Here is a 15,798-nt window from a genome sequence, read left to right on the forward strand (position 1 = left end):
CATCCGTCCTAACGTTCGGCGGTCATTATAGGGGGCGGGCTTTTGGTGTCAATAATATTTTTAGATATTACAGCCGGATGCTGCAAAAGTAGTCGTTTTTGTTGGCGTTGCTGACGCCTTGTCCAAAAGTAGCCGACGAAATCGCCATTGTTATTTCGCTGCGACCAAGCGGCCAAAGGAGCGGCAGAATGGCAGACAAAACACCGCCTTATTGCTACAATAGCGCCCATTTTTCGACAGACCTTCTGGAAGCCTTATGTCTACTGTGACCCGTTTTGCCCCAAGTCCTACCGGTTACCTGCATGTCGGCGGTGCCCGTACTGCGTTGTATAGCTGGCTTTATGCCAAAAAAACCGGTGGTAAGTTCATTCTGCGCATTGAAGATACCGATCTGGAACGCTCCACTCAGGCGTCCGTCGATGCCATTATGGACGGCATGAACTGGCTGGAACTGGACTGGGACGACGGCCCGTATTATCAGACCAAACGTTTTGATTTGTATAAAGAAGTCGTTGCTCAGCTGCTGGCCGAAGGCAAAGCCTATAAATGTTTCTGCACACCGGAAGAAGTGGACGCGATGCGCGAAGCGCAAATGGCCGCCGGCGAAAAACCAAAATACAACGGTATGTGGCGTGACCGCACCGATCATCCATCTGACAAACCTTATTGTATCCGTTTCAAAAACCCGCTGGATGGCGTGGTGGTCATTGATGACATGATCAAAGGCCGCATTGAAGTGGCGAATGCGGAGCTGGATGACCTGGTCATCGCCCGCAGCGACGGCACCCCAACTTATAACCTGACCGTCGTCGTCGACGACTGGAAAATGGGCGTGACGCACGTCATTCGTGGCGACGACCACGTCAATAACACACCACGTCAAATGAATATTCTGGCCGCTTTGGGCGCGACTTTACCGAAATACGCCCACGTGCCGATGATTCTGGGTGATGACGGCAAACGTCTGTCCAAGCGCCATGGCGCTGTCGGTGTGATGCAATATCGCGACAACGGTTTCCTGCCGGAAGCGCTGCTGAACTATCTGGTCCGCCTTGGCTGGTCGCATGGTGATCAGGAAATTTTCAGCCGCGACGAGCTGGTCGAACTGTTTGATTTATCCGCCTGTAACCGCGCACCATCGGCTTTTAATACCGAAAAACTGCTGTGGTTAAACCAGCACTATATCCGCACTTCACCGGTGGCCCATGTCGCCAAACACCTGCAGTGGCATGTCGAAGACCAGAAGCTGGATATCAGCAATGGCCCAAGCCTTGAACAGCTGATTGCGGTGCAGGGCGAGCGGGTGAAGACGTTAAAAGAGATGATCGAAGTCAGTCGTTATTTCTATGAAGATTTCTCTGCCTTTGAAGAAAACGCGGCGAAAAAGCATTTACGTCCGGTTGCCGCAGAGCCGTTAAAAGCCGTACAGGCGCATTTAGCAGCTCTTAATGACTGGTCGGCGGAAACTGTGCATGCGGCTATTAATGGCGCTGCAGAAAGCCTGGGCCTTGGTATGGGCAAAGTCGGCATGCCACTGCGGGTTGCTGTGACCGGCGGCGGCAATTCGCCGTCGCTGGACGTGACCTTAGCGCTGATTGGAAAAGCCCGTTGTCTGGCTCGCATCGATCTGGCGCTGGCCTTTATCGCCGAGCGCGGTGAAGCGGCCTGAGCCTGACTGGTTCTGTCCGAACAAAGCCAGTCAGTGACTGGCTTTGTTATTTCGGCATCCTGAGTGTTGGCAGCCGTGCTGCCGCAAGTTTTGAAAAGAGTGTGTTGTGAACAAGTTTTTATCTTTGATCATTTTGACGTTGAGTATTTCTGTGTCCTCAGCGTTCGCTGCTGTTAATCAGGCGGAATTTAGCAATAACGTGCAGGCGATCCCTATGGGGCAATCGGCATTGCCGCAGGAAAAACTGCGCTCTGGCCAGACGTATCAGCAGTTAAAAGAAAATGCCTTTTCGACGGACTCGGCGCTCGGTGGCGACAAAGTCCAGGCGATAGATCCGGATAAAATCTGGGGCGGCGACATTGAACTGGGGCTGGTGCTGAGCAGCGGCAACACCCAATCAACGGCTATTCGGACCAATGCCGAACTGATGCACGAATTGACAGATTTTCGGAACAAGTACCTGATCCAGACGCTTATTCAGCGCAACAGTCAGTTTGATGAAGCCACTGGCGAAAAAACGCGTTATACCACGGCGCAGCGCGTGAATCTGGTTGGCCAGAGTAACTACAAGTTCTATCAGAGCGAACACAGTATCTTCGGCCGTGCTGCTTATTTAAATGACCGCTTTGGTGCTTTTGAAGAGCAGGGCTCTCTAGCGGCTGGTTACGCGATGCGGGCCTACCAAAGTGGTGATGACTACCTGGATTTGGAAACCGGTCCAGGTATCGCTTATCAGCAAACCAGCGATAAAAATACCAGCACCGGTATGATCTGGTGGGTCGCAGCCAACCTCGATTATCACTTAACTGAAAGTAATAGTTTTCGCCAGGCGCTGGAATGGTCAGTGTCACTCGATGGCAAAAACTCCAGCTGGCAAAGCCGTTCCAGTCTGACGTCGCAGGTCAATGGCCGGTTGTCGATGCGGCTCAATTTCACTGTCAAATACGACTCAAACCCCGGCCAGTTCCGCCAGAAGACCGACACTGAAACCTCCGCAACCCTGGTGTATTCGTTCTGATGCGCGCTTTCATTCTTGTTGTTGGCTTGTGGCTGAGCACGGGTGTTAACGCCGGTGAGGCTTATCACTGGTTATTGCCAGATAGCTACCAGCCACAAGCGACCGATTCGGTGCTCAGTATCAACTTTAAAAATCCGCAGCAGGTGCTGCTGAACTTAAGTTTCCACGTTGACGATGAGTGGCGTGACGTGCCGGCAGAAACCATGCGCGATGAGTTTATCGATGGTTTATTGGCTGTGCCTGGCGTCAAATCCGGCCGGCGTTTTGTGATGAAACTACCGGCGCAGCAGCTGGGGAAACGCCAAATTCCGCCGCGCGATTGGTTTTGCCAGGACTGGCAGGGGCCGGGCCTTGGCAGCAAGCAGATTGGCCGCATTTGTGTGTTTGCCGACAAGGCGTTGCGGGTGGTGGTGAGTCTGAACAGTCCGTCGCAGTATGCTAAAACTGCAGCGGAAGATTATCAGGCCGCGCTCGCAGGATTAAGTTTAAATTGGAATGCACTGGTGGCGCTCAGGGACAGTCAGCCGTAGTCACTCCGTCATAAAAAAAACCGCCGATGGCGGTTTTTTCTGTTTATCTGCCAGCACTGTGATTAATGCAGTACCCGCGCTTTTAACGTGCCTGGAATGGCTTTTAATTCGTTCAATGCCAGTTCCTGGTCGTCGCTGTCGATATCAATCACCACATAACCAATTTCGGCGTTAGTTTGCAGATATTGGCCGGAAATGTTGATGCCGTGACGGGCAAAAGCTTCGTTGATTTTGGTCAGCATACCCGGCTGGTTTTTGTGGATATGCAGCAGGCGTGAGCGGCCTTTGTGCTCTGGCAGTGACACTTCCGGGAAATTGACTGCCGAAAGCGTGGAGCCGTTGTCAGAGTACTTCACCAGTTTACCGGCGACTTCATAACCGATATTTTCTTGCGCTTCCTGAGTGGAACCACCGATATGCGGTGTCAGGATCACGTTGTCAAATGCACGCAGTGGCGAGACAAATTCTTCGTCGTTGCCGGTCGGTTCTACCGGGAACACGTCAATAGCGGCGCCGGCCAGTTTTTTGCTTGCAAGCGCAGTGGCTAAAGCGTCGATGTCGACCACAGTACCGCGCGAGGCGTTAATCAGGATAGAACCGGCCTTCATCAGGTCGAGTTCTGCCTCACCAATCATGTTTTTGGTCTGCGGCGTTTCCGGCACGTGTAAAGTCACCACGTCGGAAGTTTTCAGCAAGGTTGAGAAGTCCACTTGTGTGGCATTGCCTAACACCAGCTTGTCTTCGATATCGTAAAACTGTACACGCATGCCGATATTTTCCGCCATGATCGACAGCTGGGTACCGATATGGCCATAACCGATGATGCCAAGCGTCTTACCACGCGCTTCAAACGACTGATTGGCGGTTTTTTGCCATTCGCCACGATGCGCGGCGGCGTTACGCTGTGGAATGCCGCGCAGCAGCATAATGATTTCGCCCAGCACCAGCTCGGCGACAGAGCGGGTATTGGAGAATGGTGCGTTAAACACCGGAATAGCCCGGCGCAGCGCCGCGTCTAAATCCACCTGATTGGTACCGATACAGAAGCAACCAATAGCCGCCAGCTTCTGCGCTTCTGCCAGCACTTTGTCGGTCAGCTGAGTGCGGGAACGGATACCGATAAAATGCACGTCGCGGATTTTTTCAATCAGCTCGGCTTCTTCTAATGAGGTTTTTAAGTATTCAATATTGCTGTAACCCTGATTTTTAAAGGTTTGCACAGCACTTTGGTGTAAGCCTTCCAGCAACAGGATTTTGATCTTGTCTTTGGGTAACGAGTACTTTTCCATCTTCACTTCTCTTAATGTTGCAAAATTCTGGCTCGGGCTTTGGTTGTATTCTTTTTTTAGTTTTGATTTTATTTGATCACGCGGGTGCCGTCCGGGCCACCAACCAGCACTATATCTGCAGCGCGGGCGGCGAACAGGCCATTACAGACCACTCCGGTGATTTGATTAATTTGTTGCTCCAGCGCCATCGCGTCGGTGATGTGTAAATCATGCACATCGAGAATGATATTGCCGTTGTCGGTCACCACCGCTTCACGCCAGACCGGGCGGCCACCGAGTTTTTCTAGTTCACGCGCCACATAGTTACGCGCCATCGGGATGACTTCAACCGGCAACGGGAATTTCCCCAGCACTGCCACTTCTTTGCTTGCATCGACGATACAGACGAACTTTTCCGCGACAGCTGCGACGATTTTCTCGCGGGTTAGCGCGGCGCCGCCACCTTTAATCATATGGCGGAGCGGATTGATTTCATCGGCGCCATCGACATAGACGCTGAAACTGTCGATGTCGTTCAGGTCAAACACCTGAATGCCCAGTGCCTGCATTTTTTCGGTACTGGCGATGGAGCTGGAGACTGCGCCTTTGATTTCATTTTTGATGCTGGCTAGGGCGTCGATAAAATGATTCACCGTAGAACCGGTGCCAACACCGACAATACTGTGGCGGGGGACAAATTCCAGTGCAGCCCAGGCGGCGCGTTTTTTCATTTCATCTTGAGAGATTGGGGTAGACATCAGACTGCTCTTTCACGTTTAGCCATACAGACGGATATTATATCGAAAGCGGGGGCCGGCAAAAGGCCAATTTTAGTTTGTGCTGATAAATTCAGTGAATAACCGGTATTTGCTGGTCTGTGTGACCGGACAAAACAAAAACGCCGCAACAAGGGCGGCGTTTTATCTGCATCAATCCAGATTAACCGGCGGTTTGTTGCCGGCGCTGGCGGAAATCATTAAGCAGTGAAAACACAACATACACGCCAATCACCGGCACTAAGCCGTACAGGATGTAATCCTGCAATTGCGCTAAGTAATCGAGTTTCAGTGTCAGTGCCACCAGATACCAGGTGTAAGCGACATAAGCGGCCAGGAAAAGCGCACCTTCGATGCGGTTTAAGATGGCGCCGGCGAAGAAGAACGGCACACACAATAAGGCAACGGTTAACATCACCGGAATATCCAGCGCCGCCATTTGGGCTCCGGCCAATAATGGGACTGGGGATACCAGGCCCGACAGGCCCAGCACACACAGGATATTAAAGATGTTACTGCCAACCACGTTACCCACGGCGATATCTCGTTCACCACGGATGGTCGCAACTATTGAAGTGACCACTTCAGGTAAAGAGGTGCCTGCGGCAACAATGGTCAGACCAATCACCGCTTCGTTGACACCCCATGCTGTTGCCAGCGCGACAGCGCTGTCGACCAACAATCGCGCGCCTAAAACCAGTAACCCAAGGCCGCCAACCACAAACAGCAAGTTTTGCCACATCGGATGTGGCTCTTTTAATAAAGCTTCGACTTCGTCATCACCAGCGTCTGCACCCTGTTTTTTACCCTGACGGAATAAAAATACCGTGTAGGCAATTAAACCGGCAAACAAGACACCCGCTTCCAGGCGGCTCAGTTGGCCATCTTGCACCATCCAGACGCATATAAAAGATGCTGCAACCATAATCGGCACATCTTGCCGAATCAGTTGCTTAGAAATAATCAGCGGTACAATGACTGCCGAAACACCGAGGATAAACAACACGTTAAAGATATTACTGCCAACGACGTTGGCAATCGCCAGTTCAGCCTGGCCAGCATAAGCGGCCTTTACGCTGACCGCCAGTTCCGGTGCGCTGGTGCCAAAAGCAACGACCGTCAGACCTATCACCAGGCTGGGAATACCAAAAGCACCTGCCAGACGCGCCGCTCCTTTGACCAGCGTATCCGCGCCCGCCACTAATAAAACCAGACCAAGGCCCAGCAATAACCACGTCATCATATTAAGTCTACCTGTTTGAAATATTTAGAAACAAATGTGACTAGCGTACTGGGACAAGCGTTGAAACTCAATCAAGATTAACCTGAGTGCGCCACAGCTTTGGTCGAAGATTTAAAGTCTGACCGGGCAGATTGGGTCTGATACAAAAACGGCACCCGCAGGTGCCGCTTGGTTTGCGCTGCGAACTCAGCGCAGTTATTTCGCCAGCGTCAGCTTAAAACCGCTTAAAGCGTTTTGCTCTTTTTCCGCAACCAACAGGTAGTTGCTGCCACTGACCAGCGCGGTCAGCTCGGTCTGCGCTAGCAGAATTTTGTTATTGTTATTGTCTTTATGCACGACGTACATGGTGTATTCACCGGCCGGTAAAGTCACGCTGGTTTGCGAGGCGTAGTTCAGCGTCGTGACATAATACGGCGTGTTTTCCATGGTGTAGCCAGGTTTAACAAAGTACAGGCTGACCTGGTCATAGTCCGGAATAGTATTGACGGCGTTAAAGACAAAGTCATACACCTGTGGTGTTTTTGAATCAGTCACGGTAATGGCCGCAGCTTTGGCATTGGCATCTAAATAAAACACCACAGATTTCACCGCGCCCTGACTTAACGTCATCAGGCCGTTGCGCATCACCAAAGTACCTTTGTCATCGGTCAGGCTGACGCGGTAATCACCGGCAACCACTTCGGTGTAGGCACTTAAAGTGTCAATCGGCAGTTTGGCGATAGCAGGCGTTGCGGTTACGTCACCGAGGAACACACTGCCGGTGCCGGTTTCATTGATGGAGTTATAAATCCGGAACTGGGCGTTGCTGGTGATATCTTCCAGTGTGGTGACAGTTGTCGTGTTACCAACCAGATCCAGCGCCAGTTTATCGCCGGCCGAAGGACCCGTCGCTGCGCGCAGTACCAGCAGGAATTCAGTTTCATAGCTTAATGTGACGGCATCAGATTTAAACAACACCGTTTTGTCGCCGCCTTTGGTAACGTAAAAAATGTAGCTGCCGGTGTCGTACGTCTGGAACTGCGTCAGTCCTTTAAAGCTCGCGCTATTGACCAGTTTTGCATCAGAAAAGGCCTGATCGTCTTCAGAAATGTATAAGTCGTAGCTGTTGCTGTTGTTGACCAGGTTCAACATAGCAACTTTGAACTGGTCGTCGAGTTCATCATCCCGGGTGAATTTAAAAGTCAGCAATTCTGGGCTGTTAAAATCGCCCAGCATCGCCAAAAAGGTTTTTTCACCGTCGGCTAAAGTCACGGTATCAGTCCGCACTGTGGCGGTCTCGCCACTGGCCGGCGTCCAGTTCAGTTCCAAATCGTAACTGCCGCCTTCCATCGTCACCAGGCTGGTGGCATCGGCAAACACGGCAGAACCGATAGCGATTTCATCGTCATCTGCCTCAATTAGCTGCAAAGTGGTGCTGGCACTGTTGGCTGAGCCGTTATAAAACTGGATGTAAGAATCAGGGTAGGTATCAGAACCACTGTTGTCTGAACTGCCGCCACAAGCGGTCAAAGTAAGGCTGCTGATGGCCAGCGCCAGGATACGGAATGTCGACATAACTGCTCTCTATTGACAGGAAAACCTGAGTTTAAACGCGCCAATAGGAGCAGATTTTTAAAGTTAAGTTTCTGATTTTACCGAGCTTTACTGCCCTTAATCTAAGTTTACATAAAGCTGCGTCAGCTTAATCCACCATGACATTTTCTTCATGTTGCTGCAGCGCCCACAGCGCGGCATAACGGCCTTGTTGCGCCAGCAGCTCGCTATGGCTGCCGCTTTCCACCAGCTGACCTTGCTCCAGCACCAGAATGCAGTCGCAATCGACGACCGTCGATAAACGATGAGCGATCACCAGTGCGGTGTGTTCACGTGCGGCGGCGCGAATGGCAGCCATCACCGACTGTTCGCTGTGACTGTCGAGGGCTGAAGTGGCTTCATCAAAAATCAATACCGGACTGCGTTTGAGCAAAGCCCGTGCGATAGCGATACGCTGTTTTTCACCGCCTGAGACTTTTAAACCACGCTCGCCAACCAAAGTGGCATCGCCCTCTGGCAGTTGATTGATGAAATCACGCAGGTGTGCCGCGTCAATTACTGCGTCGATGTCGGCATCTGTTGCCTCCGGCCGGCCGTAGGCGATATTGGCGCGGATGCTTTGATTAAACAGCACAGTATCTTGCGGCACTATGGCGATATTGCGGCGCAGACTATCGAGCGTGACGCGGCGGATATCCTGACCGTCGAGCAGGATTTCACCACGCTGTAAGTCATAAAAACGGTATAACAGCCGCGCTAAGGTACTTTTACCGGCGCCGGAGCTGCCAACAATCGCCACGCGTTGGCCGGGTTCGATGCTAAAACTCAGGCCGTTCAGAATAGAGCGCTGTGGCTGATAGGCAAAACCGACATTACGAAATTCAAGCCGGGCTTGCTGCAGTCTTAGCGGCTTCGCATCTGCTGCATCCCGCACTGCCGGTGCCCGTTTTAACAAACCGAGCATATTCTCAAGGTCGGTTAAAGCGCGGCGAATTTCCCGGTAGACAAAACCCAGGAAATTCAATGGCATAAACAGTTGCAACATATAAGCGTTGACCATTGCCAAATCCCCCAAAGTCAGCGCTTTACCGGCCACGCCCTGCGCGGCCAGCAACATCATCAGCGTCATCGCCAACGCGATGATCAGCGCCTGACCTGAGTTCAGGAAAAACAACGACATGCGGTTTTGTAGCCGGGCCTTTTCCCAGGCGGCCAGCGACTCGTCATAGCGGCTGGCTTCATACTGTTCGTTATTGAAATATTTAACGGTTTCATAGTTCAGCAGGCTGTCAACCGCCTGCGTATTGGTGCTGGAATCGGCCTGATTGGCGGCGCGGATAAACTGATTGCGCCACTCAGTGACGCGCACCGTGAACAGGATATAAATTGCGACAGCAACAGCGGTGATCACCGCATACCAGACCGAAAACAGATTCCAGAAAATCAGCGCCACCAGCACAATTTCCAGCACCGTCGGCACTATGTTAAACATCAGAAACCGCATCAGAAATGACAGGCCGTTGGTGCCGCGTTCAATATCGCGGCTGATGCCACCGGTTTGCCGGTCCAGATGAAAACTCAGTTCCAGCTGATGCAGATGTTGAAAGACCCGCAAACCGAGCTGGCGCATCGCGTGTTCGGTGACCCTGCCAAACAAGGCATCACGGACTTCACCAAATAACACCGAACCAAAGCGCAGCAGGCCATAGCCTAAAATCAGCCAGAGCGGTAGCAAGGCCGCGTTGTTAAGGCTGGGGTCGAGCGCATCAATAATCAGTTTCAGGCTATAAGGCAGCGCCAGCGTGGCGGCTTTGGCGGCGATCAACGCCAGAATGGCGCCTGTGACATGCCAGGGAAAGGCGGCGAAATAAGGCCGCATGTATCGAATGGTTTCGCCAAGGCTGGCAGCTTCGGGCCGGCGACTTGGTTCAGGTTGTTTGGCGGTTGAGCGCATGCCGCGCATAGCAAGTCCTTCAGAAAACAAGCAAATAGATAAGCTATTGTGCCTGTTTTTTCCGGCCGCGGAAAAACAAAATCCCGGCGCTTGCCGGGATTTTCAGGGATTGTTGCTATCCCCGTATCAATCAGCATAAGTACATAAGTAAGCTGTGTCCTGACTGACTTTGAGCTGAAATTTTTGCCCGGCGGCGACGGCAAACGACTGACCGCGCTGAAAGGTTTGCCATTGGCTTTCGCCCGGGAGTAACACGGTCAGCGCACCGCTGACGATAGTCAGCACTTCATGCTGACTGGTACCAAATTCATACTCACCCGGTGCCATCACGCCGACCGTAGCCGGCAACTGTTCACCGGCAAAAGCGATGGACGTCACTTTGCCATCAAAATACTGATTTACTTTAAACATAGAGCCCTCTGTTCGATAGTTTCCTGCAGTAAACCTGAAAAGCTGCAGCTTGAAAAGGGAAATGTAGAAGTTTAGACGGCTGAAATGTTTCGGTCTCCATTACAGATTGGGATCGCGGCGGTTTTTTGTGAAAAACCGGCAGAAAAACTGCCACTTCGCGATGAAGTCAGGCAGGCACTCAGTTATGCTGAGGCAAAGGGATATTGGGTTCTCTTTACGGAGTATTGATGACATTTCGCAATGTGCAGTTACTTGGCAATTATCTGGATTTACTGCTGGATATGTTGTGTGTCGTCGACGATGCTGGTCGTTTTGTTTATGTCAGCGCCAGCGCCGAACAAATCTTAGGCTATTTGCCTGCAGAACTGATTGGTCAGCCGATGCTGGATTATATCTGGCCCGATGACGTAGCGAACACGTTGGCCAATGCCAAAGCAGTGATGCAAGGGCAGAGTCTGGTGCATTTTGAAAACCGCTACCGGCATAAGCTGGGCCATGCCGTGTATCTGTCCTGGTCCGCGCGTCGCTCTGAAACAGAGCAGGTGCGGGTCGGCGTGGCACGTGATGTCAGTGCCGTGCATCAGGTGCAGGCGCGCCAGCAGCTGTTGTATGCCATTGCAGAAGCGACCCATCAGACCGAAGATTTACCCGCCTTGTACCAGCACATCGCTTGTTTACTCAGTCCGCTGCTTCCGCTGGCGCACCTGCGTATTGCCTTTGGCGGTTCTGCCGGGGAGCCATGGCAAGTTCTTGCTGTGCCGGTGGTTGGTCAGGAATCCGTTGCGCCTGAGCTTGATGCGCAGCGGTTATGCGAACGGGTGGTTCAAAGTGGGATGCGGCAATGGGCAGAGCCCGACCTGAACAGCAGCTGGCTGGCTCTGCCACTGCCGGGTGCTGAAACGCTACAAGGTGCACTCCTGCTGCACCCTGGTGCCGGTCAGCGCTATCAGCCCGATGATTTGGCGTTGTTGGATTATCTGGCGGTGCAGCTTGGCGCTGCAATTGAACGCAAAACGATGTTGCTGCGTTTGCAGCAACTGGCGCTTTATGACAGCCTGACCGGACTCGCCAACCGCACTTTATTGCTGGACCGTTTACAGTCTGGATTGCAACGAGCCAGCCGCGATGAACAGCCACTGGCGCTGCTCTATCTGGATTTGGACCATTTTAAACAGGTCAATGACAATTTCGGTCATGCGGTTGGCGATTTGCTGCTGCAACAGACAGCACAACGTATTTTGCAGGTGGTGCGGCAAACCGACACTGTGGCTCGCGTTGGCGGCGATGAGTTTGTAGTGTTGCTGGAACAATTGCATCAAGGGGATACTGCGCTGATAGTTGCCGAAAAAATCAGAAAGGTGTTGTCCCAGCCATTTTTACTGACCGGTCAGCAGTTTTTAATTGCGCCCAGTATCGGTCTTGCTTTGTTTCCACAGCATGGCGCAGACAGCCGGCAGCTGTTACACAGTGCGGACAGCGCCATGTATCAGGCTAAACGTGCAGGTGGTGGCCGGATACATCTGGCGTGACCCAGACTCAGATCTAAAAACAACGCCGGCAGATGCCGGCGTTGTTTTTTACAGTTTTAACTTGATTCAGACTTTGACACAGTCGACGTAATACACCAGTTTGCCGTCTTGCTGCATGGTACTGAGGCCGTGGATATAGGTCTCAAAACCCGGGAACTTATGGTTAAATTCGCGGGCGAACTTCAGGTAACTGACGATTGTCTCGTTAAAGACTTCGCCCGGTACCAGCAGCGGAATGCCTGGCGGATAGGGCGTCAGCATCACAGCGGTAATGCGGCCGGTTAACTCGTCCAGCGGCACCCGTTCAATGCGTTTGTGCGCCATGCGGGCAAAAGCATCAGCTGGTTTCATCGCTGGTACCATTTCAGATAAGTACATCTCAGTGGTCAGTTTGGCGATGTTGTTGGCTTTGTAGATCTCGTGGATCTGGTCGCACAAATCTTTTAAGCCAATGCGCTCATATTGCGGAAACTTCTGGATAAATTCCGGCAAAATCCGCCACAGCGGCGCATTCTTGTCGTAATCGTCTTTAAACTGCTGCAGCGCAGTGACCATGGTATTCCAGCGGCCTTTGGTGATGCCGATGGTGAACATGATAAAAAACGAATACAGACCGGTCTTTTCAATGACAACGCCGTGTTCAGCCAGATATTTGGCAACTATCGCCGCCGGAATACCGCTGTCGGAGAAGTTACCGTCCACGTTTAAGCCCGGTGTCAGAATAGTGGCTTTGATCGGGTCGAGCAGGTTAAAGCCCTCGGCGATATCACCAAAGCCGTGCCAGTTTTCGTCGGCATGCAGCATCCAGGACGCACGTTCATCCAGGCCTTCGTCGGTCAAATCATCCGGGCCCCAGACGCGGAACCACCAGTCGTCGCCATATTCCTGGTCAACTTTGCGCATGGCACGACGGAACTCCAGCGCTTCGTCCAACGATTCTTCCACCAGCGCTGTACCGCCCGGCGCTTCCATCATGGCGGCAGCCACGTCACAGGAGGCGATAATGGCGTATTGCGGGCTGGTCGAGGTGTGCATCAGATAGGCTTCGTTAAACAGATGCGTATCGAGTTTGTTCTGATTGGCGTCCTGCACCAGAATTTGCGACGCTTGTGAGATACCGGCCAGTAGTTTATGCGTGGACTGAGTGGCAAATACCATTGAAGTATCGCAACGTGGCCGGCCTTCACCGATAGCGTGGTAATCGCCGTAGAAGTCGTGGAAAGCGGCGTGTGGTAACCAGGCTTCGTCAAAGTGCAGCGTTTCAATTTCACCGTCGAGCAGCGTTTTAATCTCTTCAACGTTATACAAAATACCGTCATAGGTACTTTGCGTGATGGTTAAAACGCGCGGTTTGACGTTCGGATCTTTGGCCAGAATGTCGCGGATAAAAGGGTTGGCTTCCATTTTGCGACGAATGGTCGCCGGCTCAAATTCACTGCGTGGAATAGGGCCGATAATGCCGTAGTGGTTACGGGTTGGCATCAGGAACACCGGCACGGCGCCTGTCATCATGATGGCGTGCAGAATCGATTTGTGACAGTTACGGTCAACCACCACGATATCACCCGGCGCCACAGTGCTGTTCCAGACGATTTTGTTGGAAGTTGAAGTGCCGTTGGTGACAAAAAACAAATGGTCGCAGTTAAAAATCCGCGCGGCGTTGCGCTCAGACGCAGCGACCGGGCCGGTGTGGTCCAGCAGCTGGCCCAGTTCATCCACCGCGTTACAAACGTCAGCCCGCAGCATGTTTTCACCAAAGAACTGGTGGAACATCCGGCCAACCGGCGATTTTAAAAATGCCACGCCACCGGAGTGACCCGGGCAGTGCCAGGAATAAGAACCGTCCTGGGCATAATGGGTCAGGGCGCGGAAAAATGGTGGCGCCAGGCTGTCGAGGTAACTCTTGGCTTCACGGATAATATGGCGGGCGACGAATTCCGGCGTGTCTTCATGCATGTGAATAAAACCATGTAGTTCGCGCAGTATGTCGTTTGGAATATGGCGCGCGGTGCGGGTTTCGCCATAGAGGTAAATCGGAATATCCGGGTTACGGTGGCGGATCTGCTCAACAAAACTGCGTAGCTGCGCCAGGACCGACTGCGCTTCTTCGATGCTGCCACTGCCGAATTCTTCATCGTCTATCGACAGGATAAAGCCGGCGGCGCGGCTTTGTTGCTGGGCAAATGACGTTAAATCGCCATAGCTGGTGTAGCCAACCACATCCATGCCGGCCGCTTCGATGGCACTTGCCAGTTCGCGGATGCCGGATCCGCTGGTGTTTTCAGAGCGGAAATCTTCATCGATGATCACAATAGGAAAATAAAAACGCATGGGCGGTTCCTCAACAGGGACTCCACAATGGGAGCAACACCTGGCTGCACAGATATGCAGTTTGGTATGGCAATTCAGGTTTGAAATTTGCTTCGGCTGACCCGGCGCCTGGCCTGGTCGGAAAACCTGCACAAGATACCTGAAATCTGGTTTTTTTCCAGTGAAAATCTGATGAAAACGGCAAATTGGTTAAATTGGCTGGCCTGTGGTGCGCAGCCTTTGGTCGTCGTTCGGCCTGTTGATAGATATGCGGTTTTTATGGGTCAACATGCAGTTGCTGTTGCCTGAAGGCGATGTGTGGGAATTAATTACACGAGCATTGATTTGACACATTTTTCACATCTGCTCTGCCACTGTCTGCGGCAGTGAAAAAGGAGCTGAATCATGTGGAAGAAAATCTTGCGGGTCTTTGCGTTTGGGGTATTGCTGCTATTGCTGTGTGGGGCCGGCGCTGGCTGGTGGTTGGCTGGCTTGTTTGATGCTGAAGTGGATGGGGTTGCCTTGCAGAAAACTGTGCCGGCGCAAGTTGCTTATCTGCAGCAATTGCCGCCCGCCAGCCGCGGTAAAGTGCTGGCGGTAGTCAGCAGTACCGGCCAGTATCCGGTTGAAAAAACTGCCGGCAAACTGAAAAAAACTGGCTATGAACTGACTGAACTGGCGCGGTTTTATTGGGTGCTGCGCGCCAATGGTTTTGCTGTGGACATCGCAAGCCCGCAGGGCGGTGCAGCGCCGCAGGTGCTGGATGATGACGATATGGCTGAATATGACTACAGCTTTTTAAATGACCCGCAAAGCAGTGCGCAGGCGCGCAACACGTTGAAACTGGCTGACGTCGACGCGGCCGAATACCAGGCGATTTATTTTGTCGGCGGCAAAGGTGCCATGTATGACTTTCCGCAGAACCCTGACATCAGGCGGCTGTTGCAGCAGATGCTGGCTGTACAAAAACTGATAGTGGCGGTCTGCCATGGCCCGGCAGCTTTACTTGCACTCGATTCTGCCAATAGCCCATCCTGGCTTGCCGGTAAAAAGCTGACAGCTTTTACCAATGCTGAAGAGTTGCTGCTGATGCCGGATGCCGCGCAGCGCTTTGAGGTTCTGCTGCAAAGTGCGTTAGAGCAACAAGGGGCAACCTTTGACGCCGGGCCGCGTTATCTGCCTAATCTGGTGGTCGATGGCAACTTGCTGACCGGTCAGAACCCCTGGTCGGTCTGGCAACTGGCAGAAGCCACAGTGCGCGCGTTGGGCGTGACCCCGTTGGCGCGGCCTGTGACAGGCGAAGAACAGGCGATGTTGTTGCTGCAGATCCAGCGACAGCAGGGCACTGCTGCCGCAAAAGCGCAGCTGCCGCAATTGCTGCAACAAGGCCCGCTGCAGCGTGATCTGTTGATCATGATGGCGCTGGTGTCTGCGATGGCCGGCGACTGGACTGAAAGCATAGAGCAGCTGGCGTTGGCTCAGGCGGTGAAAAGCCGGCAGCAACAGCTGACACCCTGAGATTGTGCAGGAGCGGCTGACTCGTGTTGACCAGCAACA

General features: G+C 52.6%; 12 protein-coding genes. 5 read left to right on the forward strand and 7 right to left on the reverse strand.

The features are described from left to right. Window positions 1–256 precede the first annotated feature (256 nt). The 3 genes from gltX (at window position 257) to Q399_RS0120620 (ending at window position 3,217) form a co-directional block, all read left to right on the forward strand. Window positions 257–1,669 (forward strand): glutamate--tRNA ligase, encoded by a 1,413-nt coding sequence (gene gltX / locus Q399_RS0120610; RefSeq protein WP_031571943.1) that lies wholly within the window; start codon window positions 257–259, stop codon window positions 1,667–1,669. Between the two features lie 106 nt (window positions 1,670–1,775). Continuing rightward, entirely contained in the window at window positions 1,776–2,687 is a 912-nt protein-coding gene (locus Q399_RS0120615; RefSeq protein WP_051686216.1) for a DUF481 domain-containing protein, read from the forward strand. Beyond that, window positions 2,687–3,217 (forward strand): hypothetical protein, encoded by a 531-nt coding sequence (locus Q399_RS0120620; RefSeq protein WP_031571945.1) that lies wholly within the window; start codon window positions 2,687–2,689, stop codon window positions 3,215–3,217. Before Q399_RS0120615 ends, Q399_RS0120620 begins: the two co-directional genes overlap by 1 nt. A gap of 62 nt (window positions 3,218–3,279) precedes the next feature. Here Q399_RS0120620 and serA read toward each other — a convergent pair whose 3' ends face one another. The 6 genes from serA to ppnP form a co-directional block, all read right to left on the reverse strand. Next, window positions 3,280–4,506: a phosphoglycerate dehydrogenase gene (gene serA, locus Q399_RS0120625; RefSeq protein ID WP_031571947.1), complete on the reverse strand. Its 1,227-nt coding sequence runs from the start codon at window positions 4,504–4,506 to the stop codon at window positions 3,280–3,282. A 68-nt stretch (window positions 4,507–4,574) separates the two neighbouring features. Continuing rightward, the gene (gene rpiA, locus Q399_RS0120630; protein WP_031571949.1) at window positions 4,575–5,231 is read right to left on the reverse strand and encodes a ribose-5-phosphate isomerase RpiA; all 657 of its coding nucleotides are present in this window, start codon (window positions 5,229–5,231) and stop codon (window positions 4,575–4,577) included. Window positions 5,232–5,424: 193 nt separating this feature from the next. Further along, entirely contained in the window at window positions 5,425–6,504 is a 1,080-nt protein-coding gene (locus Q399_RS0120635; RefSeq protein WP_245612949.1) for a calcium/sodium antiporter, read from the reverse strand. A gap of 195 nt (window positions 6,505–6,699) precedes the next feature. Beyond that, entirely contained in the window at window positions 6,700–8,058 is a 1,359-nt protein-coding gene (locus Q399_RS0120640) for a DUF4397 domain-containing protein (RefSeq protein WP_031571953.1), read from the reverse strand. A 127-nt stretch (window positions 8,059–8,185) separates the two neighbouring features. Continuing rightward, window positions 8,186–10,000 (reverse strand): ABCB family ABC transporter ATP-binding protein/permease, encoded by a 1,815-nt coding sequence (locus Q399_RS0120645; RefSeq protein ID WP_031571956.1) that lies wholly within the window; start codon window positions 9,998–10,000, stop codon window positions 8,186–8,188. 117 nt (window positions 10,001–10,117) lie between these two features. Beyond that, complete coding sequence (ppnP, locus tag Q399_RS0120650) at window positions 10,118–10,402, reverse strand: pyrimidine/purine nucleoside phosphorylase (RefSeq protein ID WP_031571958.1); 285 nt, start codon at window positions 10,400–10,402, stop codon at window positions 10,118–10,120. A gap of 227 nt (window positions 10,403–10,629) precedes the next feature. Here ppnP and Q399_RS0120660 point away from each other — a divergent pair, with 227 nt between their 5' ends. After that, entirely contained in the window at window positions 10,630–11,931 is a 1,302-nt protein-coding gene (locus tag Q399_RS0120660; protein ID WP_031571960.1) for a diguanylate cyclase domain-containing protein, read from the forward strand. Window positions 11,932–11,997: 66 nt separating this feature from the next. Here the strand turns inward: Q399_RS0120660 and Q399_RS0120665 are convergent, their stop codons facing one another. Then, window positions 11,998–14,262 carry an arginine/lysine/ornithine decarboxylase gene (locus Q399_RS0120665; RefSeq protein WP_031571962.1) on the reverse strand — a complete coding sequence of 755 codons (2,265 nt, stop codon included), beginning with the start codon at window positions 14,260–14,262 and terminating at the stop codon, window positions 11,998–12,000. Between the two features lie 384 nt (window positions 14,263–14,646). Here Q399_RS0120665 and Q399_RS0120675 point away from each other — a divergent pair, with 384 nt between their 5' ends. Continuing rightward, complete coding sequence (locus tag Q399_RS0120675) at window positions 14,647–15,759, forward strand: type 1 glutamine amidotransferase domain-containing protein (RefSeq protein ID WP_031571966.1); 1,113 nt, start codon at window positions 14,647–14,649, stop codon at window positions 15,757–15,759. The last annotated feature ends 39 nt before the right edge of the window (window positions 15,760–15,798 follow it).

It is taken from the genome of Rheinheimera texasensis DSM 17496 (genome assembly GCF_000711985.1).
Classification (GTDB): Bacteria; Pseudomonadota; Gammaproteobacteria; order Enterobacterales; family Alteromonadaceae; genus Pararheinheimera; species Pararheinheimera texasensis.